Annotated in this window: 17 protein-coding genes and 1 pseudogene; 11 read left to right on the plus strand and 7 right to left on the minus strand. The window is 71.7% G+C overall.

The genetic code is table 11. The annotated features are described in order from the left end of the window. Positions 1-27: 27 nt before the first annotated feature. From OG570_RS31600 to OG570_RS31610, 3 genes are all read right to left on the minus strand, one after another. Entirely contained in the window at positions 28-1314 is a 1287-nt protein-coding gene (locus OG570_RS31600) for an extracellular solute-binding protein (RefSeq protein WP_326952725.1), read from the minus strand. 134 nt (positions 1315-1448) lie between these two features. Continuing rightward, positions 1449-2012: a 3'-5' exonuclease gene (locus OG570_RS31605; protein WP_326952726.1), complete on the minus strand. Its 564-nt coding sequence runs from the start codon at positions 2010-2012 to the stop codon at positions 1449-1451. A 542-nt stretch (positions 2013-2554) separates the two neighbouring features. Further along, positions 2555-3496: an acyl-ACP desaturase gene (locus OG570_RS31610; protein WP_326950359.1), complete on the minus strand. Its 942-nt coding sequence runs from the start codon at positions 3494-3496 to the stop codon at positions 2555-2557. A gap of 133 nt (positions 3497-3629) precedes the next feature. Here OG570_RS31610 and OG570_RS31615 point away from each other — a divergent pair, with 133 nt between their 5' ends. Continuing rightward, the gene (locus OG570_RS31615; RefSeq protein WP_326952727.1) at positions 3630-4646 is read left to right on the plus strand and encodes a LacI family DNA-binding transcriptional regulator; all 1017 of its coding nucleotides are present in this window, start codon (positions 3630-3632) and stop codon (positions 4644-4646) included. A gap of 203 nt (positions 4647-4849) precedes the next feature. Next, positions 4850-8938, plus strand: a complete 4089-nt coding sequence (locus OG570_RS31620; RefSeq protein ID WP_326952728.1) for a beta-galactosidase — start codon at positions 4850-4852, stop codon at positions 8936-8938. On the opposite strand, the gene OG570_RS31625 is transcribed toward OG570_RS31620, so the two are convergent. Then, the gene (locus OG570_RS31625) at positions 8919-9623 is read right to left on the minus strand and encodes a DUF6008 family protein (protein WP_326950355.1); all 705 of its coding nucleotides are present in this window, start codon (positions 9621-9623) and stop codon (positions 8919-8921) included. The two genes, OG570_RS31620 and OG570_RS31625, sit on opposite strands and share 20 nt — an antisense overlap. Positions 9624-9739: 116 nt before the next feature. Beyond that, the gene (locus OG570_RS31630) at positions 9740-10354 is read right to left on the minus strand and encodes a LysE family transporter (protein ID WP_326952729.1); all 615 of its coding nucleotides are present in this window, start codon (positions 10352-10354) and stop codon (positions 9740-9742) included. A gap of 263 nt (positions 10355-10617) precedes the next feature. Between OG570_RS31630 and OG570_RS31635 the strand changes: the two genes are divergently transcribed. After that, positions 10618-11412, plus strand: coding sequence for an SDR family NAD(P)-dependent oxidoreductase (locus tag OG570_RS31635; protein WP_326952730.1), 795 nt, complete (start codon positions 10618-10620; stop codon positions 11410-11412). 238 nt (positions 11413-11650) lie between these two features. Here OG570_RS31635 and OG570_RS31640 read toward each other — a convergent pair whose 3' ends face one another. Both OG570_RS31640 and OG570_RS31645 read right to left on the minus strand, forming a co-directional pair. Then, the gene (locus OG570_RS31640; RefSeq protein WP_326952731.1) at positions 11651-13129 is read right to left on the minus strand and encodes a cellulose binding domain-containing protein; all 1479 of its coding nucleotides are present in this window, start codon (positions 13127-13129) and stop codon (positions 11651-11653) included. A gap of 121 nt (positions 13130-13250) precedes the next feature. After that, the gene (locus tag OG570_RS31645; RefSeq protein WP_326952732.1) at positions 13251-15296 is read right to left on the minus strand and encodes a phosphocholine-specific phospholipase C; all 2046 of its coding nucleotides are present in this window, start codon (positions 15294-15296) and stop codon (positions 13251-13253) included. A 235-nt stretch (positions 15297-15531) separates the two neighbouring features. Here OG570_RS31645 and OG570_RS31650 point away from each other — a divergent pair, with 235 nt between their 5' ends. The 8 genes and pseudogenes from OG570_RS31650 (at position 15532) to araA (ending at position 24271) form a co-directional block, all read left to right on the plus strand. Next, the gene (locus tag OG570_RS31650; protein WP_326952733.1) at positions 15532-15777 is read left to right on the plus strand and encodes a hypothetical protein; all 246 of its coding nucleotides are present in this window, start codon (positions 15532-15534) and stop codon (positions 15775-15777) included. A gap of 189 nt (positions 15778-15966) precedes the next feature. Continuing rightward, a pseudogene (locus OG570_RS31655) lies at positions 15967-16815 on the plus strand (glycoside hydrolase family 16 protein); the annotation flags it as partial. Positions 16816-17003: 188 nt separating this feature from the next. Beyond that, a complete protein-coding gene (locus OG570_RS31660; RefSeq protein ID WP_326952734.1) occupies positions 17004-17927 on the plus strand; it encodes a D-alanyl-D-alanine carboxypeptidase family protein in 924 nt (307 codons plus the stop codon). Then, positions 17924-18895: an endonuclease/exonuclease/phosphatase family protein gene (locus OG570_RS31665; protein ID WP_326952735.1), complete on the plus strand. Its 972-nt coding sequence runs from the start codon at positions 17924-17926 to the stop codon at positions 18893-18895. Before OG570_RS31660 ends, OG570_RS31665 begins: the two co-directional genes overlap by 4 nt. A gap of 443 nt (positions 18896-19338) precedes the next feature. Beyond that, a complete protein-coding gene (locus OG570_RS31670; protein WP_326950347.1) occupies positions 19339-20370 on the plus strand; it encodes a LacI family DNA-binding transcriptional regulator in 1032 nt (343 codons plus the stop codon). A gap of 66 nt (positions 20371-20436) precedes the next feature. Then, positions 20437-22068: a ribulokinase gene (gene araB, locus OG570_RS31675; RefSeq protein ID WP_326952736.1), complete on the plus strand. Its 1632-nt coding sequence runs from the start codon at positions 20437-20439 to the stop codon at positions 22066-22068. Continuing rightward, entirely contained in the window at positions 22068-22745 is a 678-nt protein-coding gene (locus OG570_RS31680) for an L-ribulose-5-phosphate 4-epimerase (RefSeq protein ID WP_326950345.1), read from the plus strand. Before araB ends, OG570_RS31680 begins: the two co-directional genes overlap by 1 nt. A 17-nt stretch (positions 22746-22762) precedes the next feature. Further along, a complete protein-coding gene (araA, locus tag OG570_RS31685) occupies positions 22763-24271 on the plus strand; it encodes an L-arabinose isomerase (protein ID WP_326952737.1) in 1509 nt (502 codons plus the stop codon). Positions 24272-24276: the final 5 nt, after the last annotated feature.

Raw genomic sequence — 24276 nt, forward strand, 5'->3', positions numbered from 1 at the left:
GCAGTCCACCGCGGACGTCCCACCCGGTCACGGGGCGGCGTTGAGCGCTTGGCCCAAGTGGGCGTCGAAGTCCCGCGCCGCGTCGGCCACGGACTTGCGGCCGGTCGCGATGTCGGCGAAGAAGGTGTTGACGGACTTGTCGCTCTCGATGGTCGCCCAGCCCGGGGTGGCCGGCGTGGCGCCGCTCGACTTCGCGGCGGCGTAGAACGCGGCCCGGATCGGCGGCAGCGTCGGCGTCACCTGGTCGATGATCTGCGGCGACACCGGCGTCCAGCCGTCGATGCCGACGATGGCGTCCCGCTGGACGGCCGGGCTCGCCGCGGCCTTCAGGTAGGCGAGGGCGAGGTCCTGGTTCTTGCTCTTCGCGGCGATCCCGAGGTCGGACCCGCCGAGGAAGACCGGCTGGCTCTTGCCCGGCGTCGCGCTGGGGAAGGGGAACGTGCCGAGCCGGTCCTTCAGCTCGGGCTTGTTCTTCAGCACGGTGTTCACGCTGGTGTCGAGGATGGCCCCGGCGCCACCGGCGGCGAACATCGCGGCCTGGTCGGGTGCCTTGGTGTCGACGTTGCGCGACGCGGGCGTCGAGTAGGCGGCCTGGAAGTCCTTCCACGCCTGGAGCCCGCGCTGCGCGGCGGGCGACTCGAGCGCGCCGGCCCACTTGCCGCCGGACTCGGTGGCCAGCTCGCCGCCCGCGTCCCAGACGAACTGCAGCGCGCCGTACCAGTACTGCCCGGGGAAGTGGAACGCGGAGAAGCCCGGTTCCGGGTGCTTGGCCTTGATCTTGTCGAGGTCGGCGGTGAGCTCGGCGAACGTCGTGGGCGGCGCGGCGACCCCGGCGTCGGCCCAGAGCTGCTTGTCGTAGATCACCGCGCGGTTGCCGGCGAACAGCGGCGCGGCGTAGATCTTTCCGTCCACAGTGGCCGGTGCCGCCAGGCCCGGGAGCCAGGTCTGGCCGGCGGCGAGGTCGTCGCGGTGCCCGGTGAGGTCGGCCAGCGCGCCGTTGGCGGCGAACAGCGAGACGTCGGTGTTGCCGATCTCGATCACGTCCGGCGTGGTGTCCTGCGCCAGCGCCGTGCTGATCTTGGTGTTGATGTTGTCCCACTCTTGGATCTGCACGGTCACCTTCGCGCCGGTGGCCTTCTCGAACGCGGTGTTGATCGCGGCGGTGGCCTGGTCGCTCAGGTCGCCGTTCATCAGCCACACGGTGAGCTGCCCGCCACCCGGCGCGGCGGCCGGTCCGGCCGAGGTGCCGCAGGCGGTCAGGGCGAGAGCGAAGGTGAGCGAACCGGCCACGGCGGCCAGGGAGCGTCTGTTCACGGGGGCAACCTCCTCGGGTGGTGAGGAGCTTGCAGGTGACCATTGGTAAAGTCAACGAAGTTAGGTCGTTTGGTCTAGACCTTGTTGTTTCTCGACGTGCAGGTCCCAGCGTTGCGTCGACTGGTGACCATTGGTCACTTCTGAGGATGCTGCGGCCAGGCACCGCGGCCGATGAGGTGCAGGACGAGCGCCGAGACGTTCCACGCGTCGTCGTCCCCGCGGTGGTGCCGGCCCTCCAGGGGCAGCCCGGCCATGGCCAGCGCGCGGTCCATGCCGACGGGCCGGGCCAGCCGGTAGGCGCGCGCGAAGCGGGCCTTCGCGTTGAGGTGACGCAGGCCGAAGGGATAGGTCGCCGGGTCGGCCGCGCACTGGCGCTCGAACTGACGGCGGTCGTAGTCGCCCCAGCTGGCCCAGCCGCGCCGGGTCGTGGCGTGCTCGGCCGCGAGGATCCGGCACGCCTCGGCGAAGCTGACGCCGGCGTCGACGTCGGCCTGGGTGAGCCCGGTCAGCTCGGTGCAGAAAGCGCCGACGGCCGAGCGCTCCGGACGCACCAGGATCCGGTGCCGATCAAGCCGAGCCCGCCGCGCGGGGTCGACGACGGTGAGACCGATCTCGATGATCTCGGAGGCTTGCCCGGCCGGCGGCTCGCCGGCCCAGCACGTCGCCTCGACATCGACGACGTTGAGCAGGGAAGCCACTCCCGCAGCGTATCGGGCGCCCGGCAGGGACGGCTCGGGAAGATCCGCACGTTTCGGAGCCGGGCTGCGCGACGGGTGCGGTCCGGCCGCCGTGGTCGACTGGGCGCGCCCGCCGACGGCCCCGGCCGGGCGGTCGGCCTCGCGGGGGTGGGACCGCGCGGAAAGATCCGCACGTTTCGGAGCCGGGCTGCGCGACGGGTGCGGTCCGGCCGCCGTGGTCGACTGGGCGCGCCCGCCGACGGCCCCGGCCGGGCGGTCGGCCTCGCGGGGGTGGGACCGCGCGGAAAGATCCGCACGTTTCGGAGCCGGGCTGCGCGACGGGTGCGGTCCGGCCGCCGTGGTCGACTGGGCGCGCCCGCCGACGGCCCCGGCCGGGCGGTCGGCCTCGCGGGGGTGGGACCGCGCGGAAAGATCCGCACGTTCCGGAGCCAGGCCGCGCGGCGGGCGCGCGGTCCGGCCGCCGCGCCTCCGCAACGGTGCGGGTGGGGCGGTCGACCGAGACTCGCGGCGCCGCCCCGAAGAGCCCGCCGCCGCAGCCTGCGTCAGACCGCCGGCACTCCACGAGCAGCCGCCCGGGCGGCAGCGGCGTCGCGGCGTTCCTCGAAGCGGGATGCCTGGGCGTTGAGCGTCTTGAGGAAGTCCGCCAGTTCCTGGCGCGCGGTCTCGCCGACCTCGCCGAGGCCGGTCAGGTCGAAGATCTTCCAGTAGCGCAGCAGCGGCATCACGACGTCGTCGTGGTGGATGCGCAGGTCGTAGATGCCCGCCTTGGCGATCAGGGCCGCCTTGCGGACGAAGCTGGGGATGACCGCGCCGGGCATCGCGAAGTCGAGGACCTCGTCGGTGATGGCGCGGACCATGGCGTCGGGGGAGATCTCCAGCGCGGCCTTGACCAGGTTGCGGTAGAAGACCATGTGCAGGTTCTCGTCCGTGGACACCCGGGCGAGCAGCTTCTCGGCCAGCGGGTCCTGCGTGTAGCGGCCGGTGTTGCGGTGCGACAGGCGCGTCGCGAGCTCCTGGAACGACACGTACGCGCAGACGTGCAGCAGCGGCTTGTCGCCGGTCTCGTACCCGGCCTGCATGGTCTCCATGCGCATCCGCTCGAGCTCGACCGGATCGACCGCCCGCGTCACGAGCAGGTAGTCGCGGATGGCGATGCCGTGGCGGCCCTCTTCGGCGGTCCAGCGGTGGACCCAGGTGCCCCAGGCGCCGTCGCGGCCGAAGGCGCGCTCGATCTCGCGGTGGTAGCTGGGGAGGTTGTCCTCGGTGAGGAGGTTGACCTCGAGCGCGGTCCGGGCGATCGGCGTGACCCGCGACTGCTCCGGGTCCCACGCCTCCCCGCCGAGGTCGGCGAAGTCACGCCCCTGGCTCCAGGGGACGTACTCGTGCGGCATCCACTCCTGGGCGGCCGCGAGGTGGCGGTTGAGGTTTTCCTCGACCGTGCCCTCCAGCTCGAACATCAGGCGCGTGCTTTCGGGGACCGGCATTACGAACGTCCTTCCGTCACCTACGCGACCGTAACTTACGGTGCCGTAGGTAATGGCAACGTACGCGGGCCCCGGACGGTTCCCGGGACTGGATATCGTGAACGCGGCGGGGGTACGAACGGGAGGGGGCCAGGTGGCGGAACGGACGCGGCCGGGGGAGCGCCAGCCGAGCCTGGCCGATGTCGCGGGCCTGGCCGGTGTGTCGCACATGACCGTTTCCCGGGTGGTCAACGAGAGCGGACCGGTGCACCCGGACACCCGCGCGCGGGTGCTGGCCGCCGTGCAGAAGCTCGGCTACCGGCCCAACTCGGCCGCCCGGACGCTGGTCACGGGCCGGTCCGGCACGCTCGGCGTCGTCGCGCTGGAGTCCAACCTCTACGGCCCGGCGAGCACCCTCTACGGCATCGAGAACGCCGCCCGCGAGGCCGGTTACGGCGTCGCGATCTGCAGCGTCAGCCGTCCAGGAAGGTCGTCGATCGGCGACGCGGTGGAGAACCTGCGGCGCCAGGCCGTCGAGGGGATCGTCGTCATCGCGCCGCACGTGACGGCGGGGCGTGCCCTGGCGGCGGCGCCCGCGGACATCCCGGTGGTCGCGGTCGGCGGCGGCGAGGGCGCGCCGGTCCCGGTGATCTCCGTCGACCAGTACGACGGCGCCCGCCGCGCCACCGAGCACCTCCTGGCCCTGGGGCACCAGACGGTCTGGCACCTGGCCGGTCCCGAGGACTGGCTGGAGGCGCGCGACCGCGAACGCGGCTGGCGCGAGACCCTCGAACGCCACGACCTGCGGGTCCCCGACGTCGTCCGCGGCGACTGGAGCCCGCGCTCGGGCTACGACGCCGGCCGCGCGCTCGCCGGGGTGCGCGGGCTCGGCGCCGTCTTCTCGGCCAACGACCAGATGGCGCTGGGCCTGCTGCGGGCGTTCACCGAGGCGGGCCTGCGGGTCCCGGCGGACGTCCAGGTGGCGGGCTTCGACGACGTCCCCGAGGCGGCGTACTTCTCCCCGCCGCTGACCACGGTCCGCCAGGACTTCATCGAGGTCGGCCGCCGCACGTTCGGGCTCCTGGAGACCCGCATGGCCGGCGGCGAGATCGGTGCGCGCCACCTCGTGCCCGCGGAGCTGATCGTGCGCGAGAGCACCGGCCCGCGCTGACCCCGGCCCTCGTGAGTGTTCAGGGCGGTTAGAACCGCCCTGAACACTCACGACCTGCGTCCGTCTGCACTACCGACCGACCTCCGGCTTGATCCATCCTGGTGTCGTATCTTGACCGCTTCTGTTGAGGTTCCCTAGCGTTCGTGTTCGATTCTGCGTGAATCCGACATTCTGGTTCACCGTCGATCCAGGAGGACCTCGCCATGCGCACCGCCCGGACGCTGTTCGCCGCCCTGCTTTCGGTCGTCTTCGCGCTGGCCGGGGTGCTCGTCCCGCAGCAGGCGTCGGCCGCGCCGCCGCCGAAGGCCGCCCACACCGTCACCTACGACGGCTACTCGTTCCTGGTCGACGGGACCCGCACCTACCTGTGGTCCGGCGAGTTCCACTCCTACCGGTTGCCCAGCCCCGACCTGTGGCTCGACATCTTCCAGAAGATGAAGGCCGCCGGCTTCAACGCGACGTCGCTCTACTTCGACTGGGGCTACCACTCGCCGCGCCAGGGCGTCTACGACTTCAGCGGCGTCCGCGACCTCGACAAGCTCCTCGACATGGCCCAGCAGGCCGGGCTCTACGTCATCGCGCGGCCCGGCCCGTACATCAACGCCGAGGTCGACGGCGGCGGCTTCCCGACCTGGCTGTCCACCACCCCCGGCCACACCCGCAGCGCCGACCCGGTCTACCTGAAGTACTCCGACGAGTGGCAGACGCAGATCGACCGGATCATCGCGCGCCACCAGCTGACCAACGGCACCGGCAGCGTGCTGGCCTACCAGGTCGAGAACGAGTACTACAACGGCGACGCCGACGGCCGCGCCTACATGCGGCACCTGGAGGACAAAGCCCACGCCGACGGCATCACGGTTCCCCTGGTGGGCAACAACAACGGCACCTTCAACGCCGGTGACGCCGCCCTCGACGTCGACGCCGCCGACTCCTACCCGCAGGGCTTCGACTGCTCCAACCCGGACAAGTGGAACGGCGTCCCGGACATCAGCTACGACCACGTCCCCGGGAAACCGCTGATCACCGCGGAGTTCCAGGGCGGCGCGTTCGACCCGTGGGGCGGGCCCGGCTACGCGAAGTGCGCCCAGCTGATCAACGACAAGTTCGCGAACGTCTTCTACAAGCAGAACATCGCCGTCGGCGCCACCGGCCAGAGCTTCTACATGCTGCACGGCGGCACGTCCTGGGGCTGGAGCGCGATCCCGCAGAACTACACGTCCTACGACTACGGCGCGGCGATCACCGAAGCCCGCCAGTACGACCCGAAATACACCGAAGACAAGCTGATCGGCTACTTCACCCAGTCCGTCGCGCCGCTGACGAAGACCGACGGCCTCGCCGCGGCGCCGTTGACCGACCCGGCGCTCACCGACACCGCCCGGATCAACCCGGACACCCGCACCCAGTTCCACACGCTGCGCCACACCGACTCGACGTCGAACGCGAAGAACACCACGAGCCTGGCCCTCGACCTCGCCGCGCGCGCCGGTTACAGCTACGACGACCGCGCGACCGAGGTCGGCTACACCGGCACCTGGACCCACGCCGGGCCCGAGGTCGACTACACCGGCGGCGACTACCAGCACACGGAGTCGTTCTCCGAGGTCACCGGCGACAGCGTGAGCATTCCCTTCACCGGCACCGGGATCCGCTGGGTCACCTCGAAGGACCCGAGCCACGGCATCGCCGACGTCTACCTCGACGACGTCAAGGTCAGCACCGTCGACCTCTACGCGGCGAGCAAGCAGAACCAGGTCACCGGCTACGAGGTGCGCGGCCTGCCCGCCGGGGCGCACACGCTCAGGATCGCCGTGACCGGGCAGAAGAACGCGCAGGCGACCGGGCCGTTCGTCGTCGTGGACGCCGTCGACCTGCTGTCGGCGAGCACCGACTACTACCCGGTCGTCCCGCAGCAGCCCGGCACCGGACTCACGCTCGACGGGCGCCAGTCCAAGATCGTCGTCGCCGGCTACGACCTCGGGCAGACGCGGATGCAGTACTCGACGTCGGAGATCATGACGTCCGCGACGATCGGCGGCCGCGACCTCGCGGTGCTCTACGGCGACCACGGCGGGCCGGGCGAAACCGTCCTGCGGTTCGCGCAGCAGCCCAAGGTCCAGGTCCTCGACGGCGCCGCCACCAGCACCTGGGACGCCGCCAGCGGCGACCTGCGGCTGAACTACACCCACGACGGCCTGACCCGGGTGCTCGTCACGGCCCCCGGCAAGCGGCCGCTGCTCCTGCTGCTCGCGGACAAGGCGACGGCGGGGACGTTCTGGCGCCAGGACGCCGCCGCCGGTCCGGTGCTCGTGCGCGGCACCGACCTGCTGCGCACGGCGACCGCCCGGCCGGGCTCGCTCGACCTGACCGGCGACACCGGCACCGACGGCGCGTTCGAGGTCTTCGGTGCGGGGAACGTCACTTGGAACGGGCAGCCGGTGAGCACCCGGCCGACGTCCAGTGGCAGCCGCACGGGCACCCTGCCGACGGCGAAACCGGTGACCCTGCCCGCCCTGACCGGCTGGAAGCACCAGCAGGAGTCACCGGAGAGCGCGCCGGGCTTCGACGACTCGGCGTGGCCGGTCGCCGACAAGACGACCAGCAACAGCAGCACCGCCGTCGGCACGAAACCGGTGCTCTTCGCCGACGACTACGGCTTCCACACCGGCAACACCTGGTACCGCGGCCGCTTCACCGGCGACGGCAAGCAGAGCGGCATCACGCTGAACAGCCAGAGCGGGGGACCGGCGGGCGCGTTCTCGGCGTGGCTGAACGGCGTCTTCCTCGGCAGTTCGACGACCCAGCAGCACACCTTCACGTTCCCGGCCGGTGCGCTGCGGGCAGGGGACAACGAGATCTCCGTCCTCACCGTGAACATGGGGCACGAGGAGGACTACGGCGCGGCCAACGGCAGCAAGGCCGCGCGCGGCCTGACGTCGGCGCGGCTGACCGGGTCCGCGCTGACGTCGGTGACCTGGCGGCTGCAGGGCGTCCGGGGCGGGGAGCAGGGCCTCGACACCGTCCGCGGCCCGCTCAACACCGGCGGCCTGTACGGCGAGCGGGCCGGCTGGTCGCTGCCCGGGTTCCCGGACGCGGCGTGGAAGCCGGCGACGCTCCCCGCGAAGGACAGCACGCCGGGCGTCTCGTGGTACCGGACCACCGCGAACCTCGACCTGCCGCGCGGTCAGGACACCTCGCTCGGCCTGACGATCACCGACGACCCGGGGCGGCAGTACCGGGCGCTGCTGTTCGTCAACGGCTGGCAGCTCGGCCAGTACGTCAACTACCTGGGGCCGCAGCACAGCTTCCCGATCCCGAACGGGATCCTGAACCCGAACGGCCACAACACGATCGCCGTCGCGGTGTGGAACCTGGATGGCAGCACGGGCGGCCTCGGGAACGTCACCTGGACGAACTACGGCTCGCACCGCTCGCCGTTGTCCATGCGGCAGAACGCCTCGCCCGGCTACGACGGCCGGTACCCGATGCCGCCGGCACCGACGGCCGCGGTCTCGCTGTCGGTGCCGGACACCGCGACGGCAGGGCAGTCGTTCACGGCGTCGGCCACCGTCCGGGTGCCGGCGGGCGCGCCGCCGGCGTCGGACGTCCGGCCGGTGCTGACCGCGCCCGCCGGGTGGACGATCGGCGCGGCCTCACCGCCCTCGGTCGCGCGGATCGACGGCGGCGCCTCGGCGACGTTCACCTGGCCGGTCACCGCACCCTCCACAGTGGACACGTCGGCGCTCTCGGTGCGCGTCGGCTACCGGCAGGCCGGGCGGCCGGGGAGCGTGACGGACGAGCGGATCGTCGGTGCGGTCCCGGCCGCGCCGCCCGCCGGGCAGGACGCCGTGAGCGACCTGCCGTTCCTGACCGCGGCCAACGGCTGGGGCCCGGTGGAGCGCGACACGAGCAACGGCGAGGCGAACGCGGGCGACGGCAAGCCGATGACGATCGCCGGGACCGCGTACGCGAAGGGCCTGGGCGTCCACGCGCCGGGCGATGTCCAGCTCTACCTGGCCGGCGCCTGCACCCGCTTGACCGCCTCGGTCGGCGTCGACGGCGAAGTCGGCTCGGCGGGCAGCGTCAGCTTCAGCGTCTCGGTGGACGGCACGACCCGGGTGACCACGCCGGTCGTGCGCGGCGGCCAGGCGGCGGTCCCGATCGACGTCGACGTCACCGGCGCGCAGGTCCTGGACCTGCAGGTGACCGACGGCGGCGACGGCAACGGCAACGACCACGCGGACTGGGGCCAGCCGGTGCTGACCTGCGTCACGCCGCCTGTTCGGTGAGGACGGGCGCCGGGCGCAGCGAGTACGTCGCGCGGACCGCCCGGCGCTCCTTCCACAGGTGGTACAGCGCCAGCCCGAAGATGACCGTGCCGATGACGTTCGCGATGAAGTGCCACCAGACGCGGTAGGTGGTCAGGCCCGGGCCCGGGTCGATGAGGCCGAAGAACGTCGACAGGCCGATCGCACGCGAACCGAACGCGACCGACACCGTCAGCGCGAGGTGCTCCAGCCCGTGGATGCCCTGCATCCAGACGCCCATCTTGCCCCAGCGGTGCGCCTGGGTCTTCGTGGCGCGGCGGGTGATCACCATGACGCCGGCCAGCCCGGCGAGGAAGATGAAGTTCCCGGTCAGGTGCAGCAGTTCCATGCCGAAGGTCGGCCGGTTCGGCAGGACCATCTGCAGGCCGTTGGCCAGGCCGGTGCCCCACGGCGTCATCCAGGACGGCGAGTTCGGGTGGCCGAGCCAGTACCCGACCTGGGCGACGTGCTCCTGGAGGTGCCCGAGCTGCCCGATCACCCCGACGCCGATCAGCGCCACCGAGCCGCGGTAGACCCACGGGCGCACCGGCCCGCGGTTGGCGTAGGCCAGGACACCGACGGCCGCCCACATGGCGAGCGCCCACAGCACGATCAGTATCGCGCCGGCGGTGTCCCACCCCGACATCGACGACATGGGCATGGTCATGACGGCCTCCAGTTCCCCCGGTCTCGATCAGAGACTAACCGGACGGCGGCAGCCGAACTTCTTCCACCGTGCCCCCGCAGAATCGGGCAAACCGTTACAGGACAACGCTTTTCGGGTCACGACCGGACAAGCCGGACGGCGAGCGCGGTGATCACCGCACTCGACGCGAGCGCCGTCACGAGCCGGCCGCGCGGCCCGGTCAGAACCCGCCCGAGCAACGCCCCGCCCCCGGCGAGGAGCGCTTGCCAGCTCGCCGACGCGGCGAACGCGGCCAGCACGAACACCGCCTGGTCGAGGGTGGTGACGGCGGTGCCGGCCCGGTCGCCGATCACCAGCGCGGTGAAGTAGACGACTGTGGTCGGGTTGACCAGGGTGATCCCGAGCAGGCCGACGTACGCGCGCCCGGCGCCGAGCCGGGTCACCGGCCGGTCCGCCGTCGGCCCGCGTCGTAGGGCCTGCACGGCGCCACGGACGGCCAGCGTGATCAGGATCGCCGCCGAGGCCAGCTTGAGCGGCTGCGCGATCGGCGTGATCACCCCGGCGATCGCGGCGCCGCCGAGGACCGCGACCAGCGCGTACACGCCGTCGGCGGTCGCGACACCGAGCGCGGCGGCGAGGCCGGTGGTGAGCGACGTCCGGGCGGTGAGCGCGACGAGGTAGGTCGCCACGGCACCGACCGGGATGGCGATGCCGTAGCCGGCCAGCAGCCCGGCGACCAGCGCGCCGGTCACGACGCGAAGGTGTCGGACCTCCGCGGACGGCACGGCTGCTGCTGGACCGGCGCGGCGATCGCGGCGACGGTCGGCAGGAGCGGCATGCGGTGCGTGGTCATGGCGCAGATGGTGGCGCCGATCCGCCGACGACGGCAACCGCTTTTCGCGGCCGTCGTCCGTTCCGGCCGTTCCGTGGGCCGGTTCGGCTTCAGCCGGTGGGCCCGCTGGGGCTGTGCTTCAATCGGCCGGAAGCACGGTGGCGCGAGAAAGGGCTTTCACGCATGCGGGTCGACCTCAGTGGGAAGACGGCACTGATCACCGGGTCCACCCAGGGCATCGGGTCGGCGATCGCGAAGGGGCTGGCCGCCGCGGGGGCGCGGGTCGCGATCAACGGCCGCGGCTCCGACGGCGTCCAGGCCGCCATCACGCGGCTGAAGCAGGAGCTGCCCGACGCCGACCTGGTCGCCGCCCACGGAGACGTCTCGGAGGAGGCCGGCGCGGCCCAGGTCGTCGAGGCCGTGCCCGACGCCGACATCCTCGTCAACAACCTCGGCATCTTCGGCGCCCAGGAGCCCCTGGAGATCACCGACGCCGACTGGCGGCGCTACTTCGAGGTCAACGTCCTCGCCGCGGTCCGGCTCACGCGCGCCTACCTGCCCGGGATGACCGAGCGCGGCTGGGGCCGGATCCAGTACATCGCCAGCGACTCCGCGATCGTGATCCCGGCCGAGATGATCCACTATGGAGTGTCGAAGACGGCGCTGCTCGGCGTCTCCCGCGGGTTCGCCAAGCACGCGGCCGGCACCGGCGTCACCGTCAACGCGGTCATCGCGGGCCCGACGCACACCGGCGGCGTCGAGGACTTCGTCTACGAGCTGGTCGGCAAGGACCGGCCGTGGGACGAGGCCCAGCGCGAGTTCATGAAGAAGCACCGGCCGCAGTCGTTGCTGCAGCGGCTGATCGAGCCCGAAGAGATCGCGAACCTGGTGGTGTACCTGAGTTCGACGTTCGCGTCGGCGACCACCGGCGCGGCCGTCCGCGTCGACGGCGGGTACGTGGACTCGATCGTGCCGTGAGTGCGGTGCCGGGGTACCCCGCGCGGGGGTCGCCCGGTCGAGCGCGCCGCCTGTCGGGATCCGGCCGCGTGGTTCATGATCATCAGTATGGAGCAGACCAGGACACCAGTGGGCGTACGGCGGGTGCTCTTCGGAGCGGTGATGGTCGCGGCCCTGGTGGCCGCCGCCTGGGTGGCGCTCTGGCTGGCGATGCACCTCTGACCGCCGCCGGGCGGTACCCGGCGGCGGTCAGAGGCCGCTACGGGGTGACGGTGATGTTCGTCAGGCCGGACGTCGCGTTCGTGACCGTGTTGGACGCGTACACCACGTTCGGGTTGGCCGCGCACTTCGAGACCGAGCTGATCTTGATCGCGTAGGCGCCGACCCCGCCGAGGTCGGACTTGTTGTTGCGCCAGACGTTGCCGCAGCCGTTGTCGAACGACGGTGACGTGCTGGTGTTGTGGTTCTCGTAGCCGTTGGCGAACACGCCCGGCGGGGCGAACGTGCCCGTGTTGTTCTCGATCGTGTAGCCGATGCCCTTGACGTCGATCCAGGAGTCCGCCGAGTTCTCGCCGGAGATGCCGCGGCCGTCGAAGGTGTTGCCGCGGATCAGCCCACCCGTGGTGCCTTCCTTGACGTCGATCGGCTCGGCCGCGATGAACGGGCCGATGCGGTTGTCCAGCACCTGGATCCGGTCGCCGCGGTCGACGCCGCCGGAGTTGCCGTGGCAGGCCCAGTTCGAGTTGGCCGAGCCGAGGTAGACGCCTTCGCCGTAGCCCGGCTGCACCAGGCCCGTGTAGGTGATGGTCGAGTTCTTCAGCACGCTGTCGGCCGACGAACGCCGGAAGTGCACCGCCTCCTCGTCGACGTGGTTGACGTTCACGCCGTCGATCGTGGTGTGCGGCGAGTTGTCGACGACGATGCCCTTCTTCGCCTCCTGCACGGTGAAGCCGGTCAGGTTCCAGTACGGCGCGCCCGACAGCCACAGGCCGTAACCGGAGTCCCAGCCCGCGGTCGGCACCGGGCAGTCCGGCGCGTCCCCGCTCGGGCCGTCGTTGATCAGGATCGCGCCGGCCGGGCCGGACAGCGTGATCGGCTTCGCCGCCGTGCCCGCCTTCGTCGTGACGAACGAGCCGCGGTACGTGCCGGCCGCGAGCTTGATCGCCTGCCCCGGCGCCGCGGTGGCCAGCGCGGCCTGCAGCTGGGCGGCCGTCGAGACGTTCACGGTGTCACCGCTCGGCGGCGGAGTGGTCGTCGTGGTCGGCGGTGGCGTGGTGGTGCTTGTCGTCGGGGTCGTCGGCGTGGTCGTGACCGGGCCGCCGCCGGCGCACGACGCGCCGTTGATCGTGCACGCGGCGGGCACGCCGGCGCCGGCGACGTTGAAGCCGAAGCTCGCGGTGGCGCCGGGCTTGACCGTGCCGTTGAACCCGGCGTTGGTGAACTTGTAGTGCTGCCCGCTCTGGGTCTTCACCGAGCTCCAGGAGCTGCTCACCGACGACCCGGCGGGCAGGTCGAACTCGACGGTCCAGCCGGTCGAGGCCGCGTCACCGCGGTTGGCGATCGTGTACTCGCCGCCGTAACCGCCGGTCCAGACCGAGGTCTGCGCGAACGTGGCGGACAGGTTCGCCGCCGCGGCCTGCGCGGGGCCGCCGCCGGTGAGCGCGACGGCGGCGACAGTGGCGGCAACGGTTGCGGCGCCGAGGAAAGCGGCACGGCGGAGCGGACTTCGTCGGGACACCCGTGACCTCCGGGAGAGGGGTTACAGCGGAGGTGTTGCGGCGTACACCCGGACTGTCCCTTTATAGGTCACGGATGTGACATGCGTCAACAAACTGAACGCCCATCACGGATGTGAACGACTACCCCGTGACGCTCGGCGCGCCCGTCTCGATGTGCCCGCTGAACCGGCGCAGGAACTTCGGGTCGGCGTCGAGCGTGGCCGAGAGGTCGTACCAGCCGGACCCGTAGCTGACGGCGTTCCAGTCGTCGGTCACCGTCTGGCCCGCGGCCAGCGCGTACGTCCACGGCCCGTCGGTGCGGTAGTGGTTCGCGGTCACCGTGACCTTGACGGCCGTCGTGCCGCCGTTGCGCAGGGTCAGCCGCAGCTTGTGGTCGGCGGTGTAGCCGGCGGTGACGTCGACCCCGGCGCCCGCGCTGTTCGCGTCCCCGGCGAAGACCCAGCGGAACCGGTTCGGCCCGTGCACCGCGACGCCGTACTTGCCGCCGCCGTAGGCCTGGATCCGCCACGTGTCGCTGACCTGCTTGCCCGCGGCGACGTCGTAGCCCCACGGGCCGTCGGTCTGGCCGTCGTTGCGGTACGCGGTGAGCTGGACGGCCGCCGTGCCCTGGTTGGCGAACGTCGTGGTCAGGATCTGGTGGTCGGCGCTCAGCGACGTCGTCACGAGCGGCTGGTAGGGGAGCGCGCGGGCCGGGCGGGTGCCCGCTTCCTGCACCGGCGCCTGCTGCTTCCCGGTCGCCGGCGGCGCGGGTTTCGGCAGCTTGCGCTGGGTGTCGTCGGCCTGCTTGCGCAGCGCCGCGGTGTCGGGCAGCAGCGGGATCCGGACGTCGGTGGTGCCGAAGTCGAAGCAGCCCGTCAGGTCGCCGCACAGCGCCCGGCGCCACGCGCTGATGTTCGGCTCGGCGACGCCGGTCCAGCGTTCGAGGAAGCGGATCACGGACGTGTGGTCGGCGACCTCCGAGCTGACCCAGCCGCCGCGGCTCCACGGCGAGATCACCGTCATCGGCACCCGCGCGCCGAGGCCGATCGGCTGGCCGCCGATGTACTCGCCCGCGGTGCCGGGCGGCGCGATCGGCGGGGCGACGTGGTCGAAGAAGCCGTCGTTCTCGTCGTAGTTGATCAGGACCACTGTGGACTCCCACAGTTTCGGGTTGGCCCACAAGGCGTTCAGCACGGTCTGGGTGTACGCGGCGCCGTCGACCGGCCGCGCCTCCGGGTGTTCGCAGTAGCCGTAGGGCGCGACGATCCACGAGACGCGGGGGAGTGAGCCGCTCGCGCAGTCGGCGGTGAACTCCGACAGGACGTGGCTGACGTCCTTGCCCTTCCCGGAATCCGGGCCCCAGGTCTTGAACACACTGCCCCGTTCGGACAGTTCGCTCGCGTAGTCCTGGTGGTAGGCTTTGAACAGCCAGAGCGGGTTGTCGCCGTAGTCGCCGACGAACGAGCCGCCCGCGTCGCCGACCTCCTTGCTGGCGTACACCTTCCACGAAACCCCGTGCTGCTGCAGGCGTTCCGGGTAGGTCGTCCAGCTGAACACCGGCTTGTAGTCGGCCGGGTTGTAGTTCGCCGGGCCGCCGCCGTGGCCGTCGGCGTCGATCGTGCCGGTGAACAGGTAGAGCCGGTTGGGCGTGGTCGGGCCCTGCACCGAGCAGTGGTAGTGGTCGCAGACGGTGAACGCGTCGGCCAGCGCCCGGTGGAACGGGATGTCCCCCTGGCCGAAGTACCCCATGGTCATCTCGCCCTTGGCGGGGACCCACGCGTTGTTCGCGCCGCCCGCGACGGCCTGGTGCTGATCGGCCCAGCCGTGGCCGAGGTCGCCGAGGTCCTGACCGTCCACCTTGGACGTGTCGACGCGGAAGGGCAGCAGGTACTTGCCGTCGGTGCGGCCGGAGTCGGGCTGGTGGAAGACGTCCTGGCCGTTCGGTTGCACGATCGCCGAGCGGTCGCCGAAGCCGCGGACGCCCTTCATGGTGCCGTAGTAGTGGTCGAACGAGCGGTTCTCCTGCATCAGGACCACGACGTGCTCGACGTCGGACAGGCTGCCGCTCGCGCGCGGTTCGGCGAGCGCCTCGGCCATGCCCGGCGGCAGGGCGCCGAGGGCGCCGGCGGCGGCGACACCGCCGAGGAAGCTGCGGCGGGTGAGTCCGGAGCGGTGCGGGTCGGCCATCACGGGAGCCTCCAGGGGGACCTCGGCGGGGCAGCGACAGCCAGCCTAAGTGATCGAAGCTGTTCGCAACTACCTACGTTCGGACGTAATCGAGCAGCGACTGTTCATGTTCTGTTCGGTTCGCGGTCCCGTCCCGTGACACTTTCCGGTGACCTGGAGGTGAAGCGGTTCGCCGCGGGGAATCTCTCCCAGCACAAACCCCTGGCGTACAGGGGAATTCCGGGAGGAGAGCACCATGAGGAATCGTATCGCCGCCATCGCGGCCGCGGCCGCGCTCACCGTTTCCGCGGCTGTCGGCCTGGCCGCGCCGGCATCGGCGGACCCCGTGCCGGGCAACCCGAACCAGTTCTACGCCTACTGCGCGGTCGACCTGCTCGGCGTGCCGCTCAACTGCGCGTCGACCGACGCCGAGCACGCGTCGCACATCTGCCGGTACGTGGCCACCGGCGTCGGCCTCGGACTGGACTGCATCCAGCGCTGAGCCGCTCCGACCGGCACCGATTGCCCGAAAGTACCCGATGGTCCGGACCATCGGGTACTCGTCGGAAAATGTCCGACCGGTTAGCCTTGTTCTTCGCCAGGCACCCGTGGATACTTTGTTGCCATCCACAACAAATAGGGTGCCGGTGAGCCGCCAGCCGTCGCCCGCGGACCGAGAGGGGCGACAACGATGTCGACCGAGAACTCCGCCCGATGGCGGCGGACCGCCCGCCTGCTGGTGGCGCCCGCGGCGCTGCTCGTGGCCGGCGCACTGGTGGCCGCACCGCAGAGCCAGGCCGCTTCGGCCGTCCCCGCCAACCTGCTCGCCAGCTTCAGCGACGACTTCGACGGCCCGGCCGGTGCCGGCGTCGACGGGTCGAAGTGGGGCCACGAGACCGGGGACAACGTCAACAACCACGAACGGCAGTGGTACACCGACGGCACCGCCAACGCGGCGCTCGACGGGCAAGGCCACCTCGTGATCACCGCGAAGAAGGAAAGCAGCGGGAACAACTGCTGGTACGGGCCCTGCGAGTACACCTCGGCGCGGCTCAACAGCTCCGGCAAGTTCGCCGCGTCCTCCGGGCACATCGAAGCCCGGATGAAGCTGCCGCGCGGGCAGGGCATGTGGCCCGCGTTCTGGATGCTCGGCACCGACATCGGCAGCGCCGGCTGGCCCAACTGCGGTGAGATCGACATCATGGAGAACGTCGGGTTCGAGCCGAACACCGTGCACGGCACGATCCACGGCCCCGGCTACTCCGGTTCGGCCGGGATCGGCGCGCCCTACAGCGGGCCGAACTTCTCCGACGACTTCCACACCTACGCGATCGACTGGTCCACGGACAAGATCGTCTGGTCCGTCGACGGGAACGCCTACCAGACCCGCACGCCCGCCGACGTCGGCGGCAACCAGTGGGCGTTCAACCACGAGTTCTTCCTCATCCTCAACCTGGCGGTCGGCGGCTACTGGCCCGGCGACCCCGACGGCAGCACCCAGTTCCCGCAGCAGCTCGTCGTGGACTACGTCCACGTGAGCTGATCGCGCGGTGCGGGGCGGGCCCTCTGCCGTGCGCGCGGCAGAGGGCCTCCCGCGCCACTTTTGGTACAGAACCGGGACACTTCTGGTTCAGACCTGTCGAACAACCCCGACGGGACGGCGATCTTCTCCGGACAGAGTGATCGGTGTGCGCTCGAGTGGCGCACCCCGGCACCCGGAGGAGATCCATGGCCCGCTTTCGCATCCCGCCCGTCGCCGGCGGCCTCGCCGCCGCGGCGGCGGTGGCGCTCGCCGCGACCTGCTGGGTGGTCTTCCCGCCGTCGGTGGCGGGTCAGGCGAATCCGGCCCGCCCGAACGTCACCCTGGCGCTGCCGTGGCCCGCGGAAGGCCAGGCGAGTGCCGAAGTCCAGGGCCTGGGCACGCTCGGCAGCCGCGGGGAGCGGACGCCGGTGCCGATCGCCAGCGTCACGAAGGTGATGACCGCCTACGTCGTGCTCAAGGACCATCCGCTCGCCCCGGGTGACGCGGGCCCGCGGATCACCGTCGACCAGCAGGCCGAGACCGAGTCGACGTCGGCCGAGGAGTCGTCCGCGCCGGTCCGCGCGGGCCGCACGATCAGCGAGCGCGACCTGCTGGCCCTGATGCTCATCCCGTCCGGCAACAACGTCGCGCGCTTGCTGGCCCGGTGGGACGCCGGGAGCCAGGACGCGTTCGTCGCGAAGATGAACCGCGAAGCCTCGGCGCTCGGCATGACCAGTACCACCTACACCGGCGCCAGCGGCGTCGAAGACTCCACGACGAGCACCGCCGAGGACCAGCTGCTGCTCGCCCGCGAGGTGATGAAGGACGACACCGTCCGCTCGATCGTCGCGACGCCGAGTCTCAAGGTCGACGGCGTGCCGGGCGCGGTCGTCAACACGAACACCCTGCTCGGCCGCTCCGGCGTGATCGGGCTGAAGACAGGCTCGTCGACCGCGGCCGGCGGGGCGCTGATGTGGGCGGCCCGGGCGTCGAGCGGCGCGCTGATCCTCGGGGTGGTGCTGCACCAGAGCCCCGGCGGGACGCCGTCGGCCGGGTTGCAGGCCGCGCTGGCCACCAGCGAGACGCTCATCGCCGCGATCCAGCGGGAGCTCCCGGCGGCGACCCGATGACCGCGGTGACCGAACCGATCACCGTGCCGCCCGCGCCGGAGCGTCGTCCCGGACCCTGGCGACGTGGCCGCGTCATCGCGGTGTTCGCCGTGCTGACGGCGGTGCTGCTGCTCGCGCACCCGCTGGTGCCGAACTGGGCGGGCAACGCCGGTTCGCTGCTGGAGACCGTCCTGCCGTGGGTCGGTTTGCTCGTGGTCCCGCTGCTCGTGGCGGCGCTGATCCGGCGGTCGGCGCTGGCGTTGGTGGCGCTGCTGCTGCCCGCGCTCGTCTGGGGCGCGTCGTTCGGCGGCCGCGTCTTCGACAAGCGGGAGAGCGGCGGGAACTTCACGATCGTCTCGCACAACGTCAACGACGAGAACCCGGACCCGGCGGGCACCGCGCGCGCCCTGGCGGCGTCCGGCGCGCAGGTGATCGCGCTGGAGGAGCTGAAGCGGTCCGAGGTGCCGAAGTACGAAGACGCGCTCGCCGCCGCGTACCCGCACCACTCGGTGCAGGGGACGGTCGGGATCTGGAGCACCTACCCGATCCACGACACGGAACCGGTGGCGATCATGCCGTGGACCCGAGCCTTGCGGACCACTGTGGACAGTCCACAAGGGCCGGTCGCGGTGTACGTGGCGCACCTGCCGTCGGTGCGGGTGCGGCTCGACTCGGGCTTCACGGCGAACGGCCGTGACACCGCACTGGGCCTGCTTTCCGACGCTGTCGCTTCCGACCCCGCCGCGCGCAAGGTCCTGGTCGGCGACTTCAACGGCACGACCGACGACCGCGCCCTCACCCCGATCACGAGCCGGATGCAGGCGGCCCAGGACGAAGCCGGCGACGGCTTCGGCTTCAGCTGGCCGGCGTCGCTGCCGCTGGCCCGGATCGACCAGATCTTCGTGACCGGCGTCCGCCCGGTGGCGGCCTGGACCCTCCCCGCCACCGGCTCCGACCACCTCCCGGTCGCCGCCACCCTGACCCTGTAACCGTCGTGAGTGGGAAACAGTGTTAGAACACTGTTTCCCACTCACGACCGCCGGCCGCGCGAGGCGACCTTCGGTGGGTTGTTCACGAAACCGCGTGATCAGAGCCGGAACTCGCGTGATGGGGCCCGGAACTCGCGTGATCGGAGCCGTGACTCGCGAGTTCCGGCCTCAGCCACGTGAGTTCCGGCCTTGATCACGCGAGATGCGGGTCTGAACACGGCGGTTCCGGCTTTGAACACCGCGGTCGCGGGCCGGTGGTGGTGGGTTCTTCACCGAAAATGCTGGTCGAACGCGTCGAAATCGCCGGTGGACCGGCGGGGCACGTGACGAGACCGTTACGCGGGCCGGGCTTGACCGGACGAGTGTTATCGCTAACACTGACTCCTCGCCGTCACCTGAACGAGTGACGGGGACCACGCCGATGTGGACGAAAGGGGCAGTCGGTGGCCGAACGATCCCGCCCTGGCGGCCCCCTCAACGGGACCCGGCAGCCGAGCCTGACCGACGTCGCCGGCCGCGCCGGGGTCTCGCACATGACCGTGTCGCGCGTCATCAACGGGACCGGCCCGGTGCGGCCCGCGACCCGCGCCCGGGTGCTCGCCGCGATCGAGGAACTGGGCTACCGCCCGAACTCCGCGGCCCGCGCGCTGGTCACCGGGCGCACCGGCACCCTCGGCGTCCTCGCGCTCGAGTCCAATCTGTACGGTCCGGCCAGCACGCTCTACGGCATCGAGAACGCCGCCCGTGAAGCCGGGTTCGCGATCACGATCTCCAGCGTCAGCCGCCCGGGCCGGTCGTCGATCGCGGACGCCGTCGAGAACCTGCGCGGCCAGGCGGTCGAAGGCATCATCGTCATCGCGCCGCACGTCACCGCCGGGCGGGCCCTCGAGGCCGCGCCCGAGGACATCCCGGTCGTCGCCGTCGGCGGCGGGGACGACGCGCCGGTCCCGGTGATCGCCGTCGACCAGCGCGACGGCGCCCGCCGCGCCACCGAACACCTCCTCGCCCTGGGCCACCGCACGGTCTGGCACATCGCCGGACCGGAGGACTGGCTGGAGGCCCGCGACCGCGAGGCCGGCTGGCGCGAGACCCTCGAACGCCACGGCGCCCCGGTGCCCAAGGTCGTCCGCGGCGACTGGAGCTCGCGCTCCGGCTACGACGCGGGACGGGTGCTGGCCGGGGAAAAGGACCTGGACGCCGTGTTCGCCGGCAACGACCAGATGGCCCTCGGCCTGCTGCGCGCGTTCGCCGAAGCCGGGATCTCGGTGCCGCGTGACGTCCGCGTCGCGGGCTTCGACGACGTACCCGAGGCGGCGTACTTCACGCCGCCGCTGACCACGGTCCGGCAGGACTTCATCGAACTCGGCCGGCGCACGTTCGGCCTGCTCGTCGCGCGGATGAGCGGCGGCGAACGGCACGACCGCGCGCTGGTCGCGCCCGAGCTGATCGTGCGCGAGAGCACCGGACCGCGATAGCGGGCCCGGCCGATCCCTGTGTGTCCCCTGCGACTGTTAGCGCTAACAGAAGGAAGTGAACCGGCAGTGTCAGCAGAACCCCTCGTCGTCGGCATCGACTACGGCACGCTCTCCGGGCGCGCGGTCGTCGTGCGCGTGCGGGACGGTGCCGAGCTGGGCAGCGCCGTGACGGAGTACCGCCACGGCGTCGTCGACCGCGAGCTCCCGGCGACCGGGCGGGCGCTGCCGCCGGAGTGGGCGCTGCAGGTGCCCGCGGACTACGTCGACGTCCTGCGCACCGCCGTCCCCGCCGCCCTGGCCGCGGCCGGCGCGAACCCCGCCGACGTCGTCGGCGTCGCCACCGACTTCACCGCCTGCACGATGGTTCCGGCCACAGTGGACGGAACGCCGCTGTGCGAGCTGCCGGAGTTCGCGGCCGAGCCGCACGCGTACGTGAAGCTGTGGCGCCACCACGCCGCCCAGCCGCAGGCCGACCGGATCAACGAGCTGGCCCGGGCGCGCGGCGAGAAGTGGCTGCCGCGCTACGGCGGGCTGATCTCGTCGGAGTGGGAGTTCGCCAAGGGCCTCGAGGTGTTCGAAGAGGCCCCGGACGTCTACGCGGCGATGCGCCACTGGGTCGAGGCGGCCGACTGGATCGTCTGGCAGCTGACCGGCACCTACGTCCGCAACGCCTGCACGGCCGGCTACAAGGGCATCCTGCAGGACGGCCAGTACCCCAGCCGCGACTTCCTCCGCGAACTCGCGCCGGGCTTCGAGTCGTTCGTGGCCGACAAGCTCGACCACCCGCTCGGGCAGCTGGGTTCGCGCGCCGGGTCCCTCACCGCCGGAGCCGCCGCCTGGACCGGCCTGCCCGAGGGGATCGCGGTCGCCGTCGGGAACGTCGACGCGCACGTCACCGCCCCCGCCGCGCGGGCCGTCGAACCCGGGCAGCTCGTCGCGATCATGGGCACCTCGACGTGCCACGTCGTCAACGGCGCCGACCTGCGCGAGGTCCCCGGCATGTGCGGCGTCGTCGACGGCGGGATCGTGCCCGGGCTGTGGGGGTACGAAGCCGGCCAGAGCGGCGTCGGCGACATCTTCGGCTGGTTCGCCGAGCACTTCGCCCGCGACAGCCACGACGAGCTCACCCGGCTCGCGGCCCGGCAGGAGGTCGGCGAACACGGCCTGCTCGCGCTGGACTGGCACAGCGGCAACCGCTCGGTGCTGGTCGACCACGACCTCTCCGGCGTCATCGTCGGGCAGACCCTGGCCACCCGCGCCGAGGACGTCTACCGCGCGCTGCTGGAGGCCACCGCGTTCGGCACCCGCAAGATCGTCGAGACGTTCACCGAGGCCGGCATCCCGATCACCGAGCTGATCGTCGCGGGCGGGCTGACGAAGAACGCCCTGCTGATGCAGATCTACGCCGACGTCACCAACCTGCCGCTGTCGGTCGTCGGCTCGGCGCAGGCACCCGCGCTCGGCTCCGCGATCCACGCCGCCGTCGCGGCCGGGGCCTACCCGGACATCCGCGCGGCGGCCGAGGCGATGGGCTCGGCCCGCTCCGCCGTCTACCAGCCGGTGCCCACGCACGTCAGCGCCTACGACGAGCTGTACGCCGAGTACACGACCCTGCACGACTACTTCGGCCGCGGCGCCAACGACGTCATGCACCGCCTGGCGGCCCGTCGGCGAGCGGTCGCGAAAGGACGGTCCTGATGTCCCTGACCGGCGAAGTCCTCGACACCGTCGCGGAACTGCGGGCGACCGTGGCGAGCCTGCACGGCGAGCTGACCCGCAACGCGCTGGTCATCTGGACCGCGGGCAACGTCTCGGCGCGGGTGCCCGGCCGGGACCTGATGGTCATCAAGCCCTCCGGGGTGTCCTACGACGACCTGTCGGCCGACACCATGGTCGTCACCGACCTGCACGGCGAGCTGGTGCACGGTGACCTGGCGCCGTCGTCCGACACCGCCGCGCACGCCTACGTCTACCGCGAGATGCCGGAGATCGGCGGGGTCGTCCACACGCACTCGACCTACGCGACGGCGTGGGCCGCGCGCGGCGAGCCGATCCCGTGCGTGCTCACGATGATCGCCGACGAGTTCGGCGGCGACGTCCCGGTCGGGCCGTTCGCGCTGATCGGCGACGACTCGATCGGCCGCGGCATCGTCGAGACGCTGCGCACGAGCCGGTCGAAGGCCGTGCTGATGCGCAGCCACGGCCCGTTCACCGTCGGCCGCACCGCCCGCGACGCCGTCAAGGCGGCCGTGATGGTCGAGGACGTCGCCCGCACCGTGCACAAGGCCTTCGAGCTGGGCACGCCCGAACCCCTGCCGCCCGAGGACGTCGACCGGCTCTACGCCCGGTACCAGAACGTCTACGGCCAGCAATGATCTCGATGAGGAGAACGATGACTTCCGCGGCCAAACCGCAGCTCTGGTTCCTGACCGGGAGCCAGGCCCTCTACGGCGAGGAGACCCTCGAGCAGGTCGCCGGCCAGTCCCTGCGCATCCAGCAGCTGCTGGCGGGCGCCGGCGGGCTGCCGGCCGAGATCGTCGGCAAGCCGGTGCTGACCGAGGCGTCGTCGATCCGCCGGGTGCTGCAGGAGGCCAACGCCGACGCCGCGTGCGTCGGCGTGATCGCCTGGATGCACACGTTCTCGCCGGCGAAGATGTGGATCACCGGGCTGGACGCGCTGCGCAAGCCGTTGCTGCACCTGCACACCCAGCTCAACGAGGCGCTCCCGTGGTCCACGATCGACATGGACTTCATGAACCTCAACCAGGCCGCGCACGGCGACCGCGAGTTCGGCTACGTCCAGACGCGGCTCGGCATCCCGCGCAAGACCGTGGCCGGGCACGTCACCGACCCGGTCGTCGTCGCCCGGATCGACGCGTGGGCGCGCGCCGCGATCGGCGCCGCTCACCTGCGGAACCTGCGCCTGGCCCGCTTCGGCGACAACATGCGCGACGTCGCGGTCACCGAGGGGGACAAGGTCGAGGCCGAGCTGCGGTTCGGCGTCTCGGTCAACACCTACGGCGTCAACGACCTGGTCGAGCTGGTCGACGACGTGTCCGAAAAGGACACAGTGGACGATCTGCTCGAGCGGTACGCCGAGGACTACGCCATCGTTCCGGAGCTGGCCGCCGGGGGAGCGCGGCACGAGTCGCTGCGGTACGCGGCGAAGATCGAGGCCGGGCTGCGGAAGTTCCTCGACGACGGCGGGTTCGGCGCGTTCACGACGAACTTCGAGGACCTCGGCGGCCTCCGGCAGCTGCCGGGCCTGGCGGTCCAGCGGCTGATGGCCGACGGTTACGGCTTCGGCGGCGAAGGCGACTGGAAGACGTCCGCGCTGCTCGCCGCGGTCAAGGCGATGGGCACCGGCACCGGGCGCGGGACGTCGTTCATGGAGGACTACACCTACCACTTCGGGCCGGGCACGCCGAAGATCCTCGGCGCGCACATGCTGGAAGTCTGTCCCAGCATCGCCGCGGCGACGCCGTCGTGCGAGATCCACCCGCTCGGCATCGGCGGCCGCGAAGACCCGGTCCGGCTGGTGTTCGACGCCGCCCCCGGGCCCGGCGTCACCCTCGGCCTGGTCGACGTCGGCGACCGGTTCCGCCTGGTGGCCAACGAGATCGACGTCGTCCCGCCCGACGAGCCGCTGCCGAACCTGCCGGTCGCGCGGGCCGTGTGGCAGCCCGCGCCGACCCTGGCGACGTCCGCGGAGTCGTGGATCACCGCGGGCGGCCCGCACCACACCGTGCTCACCCAGGCCGTGGGCACCGAGACGCTGCGCGACTTCGCGAACCTGCTCGGCGTCGAGCTGCTCGTGATCGACAAGGACACCACTCCGCACGGCTTCGCGGACCGCATTCGCTGGAACCAGGCGTACTACCGGCTGGCTCAAGGCTTCTGAAAAGG

Source organism: Amycolatopsis sp. NBC_01286 (genome assembly GCF_035982555.1).
In the GTDB taxonomy this organism is placed as follows: domain Bacteria; phylum Actinomycetota; class Actinomycetes; order Mycobacteriales; family Pseudonocardiaceae; genus Amycolatopsis.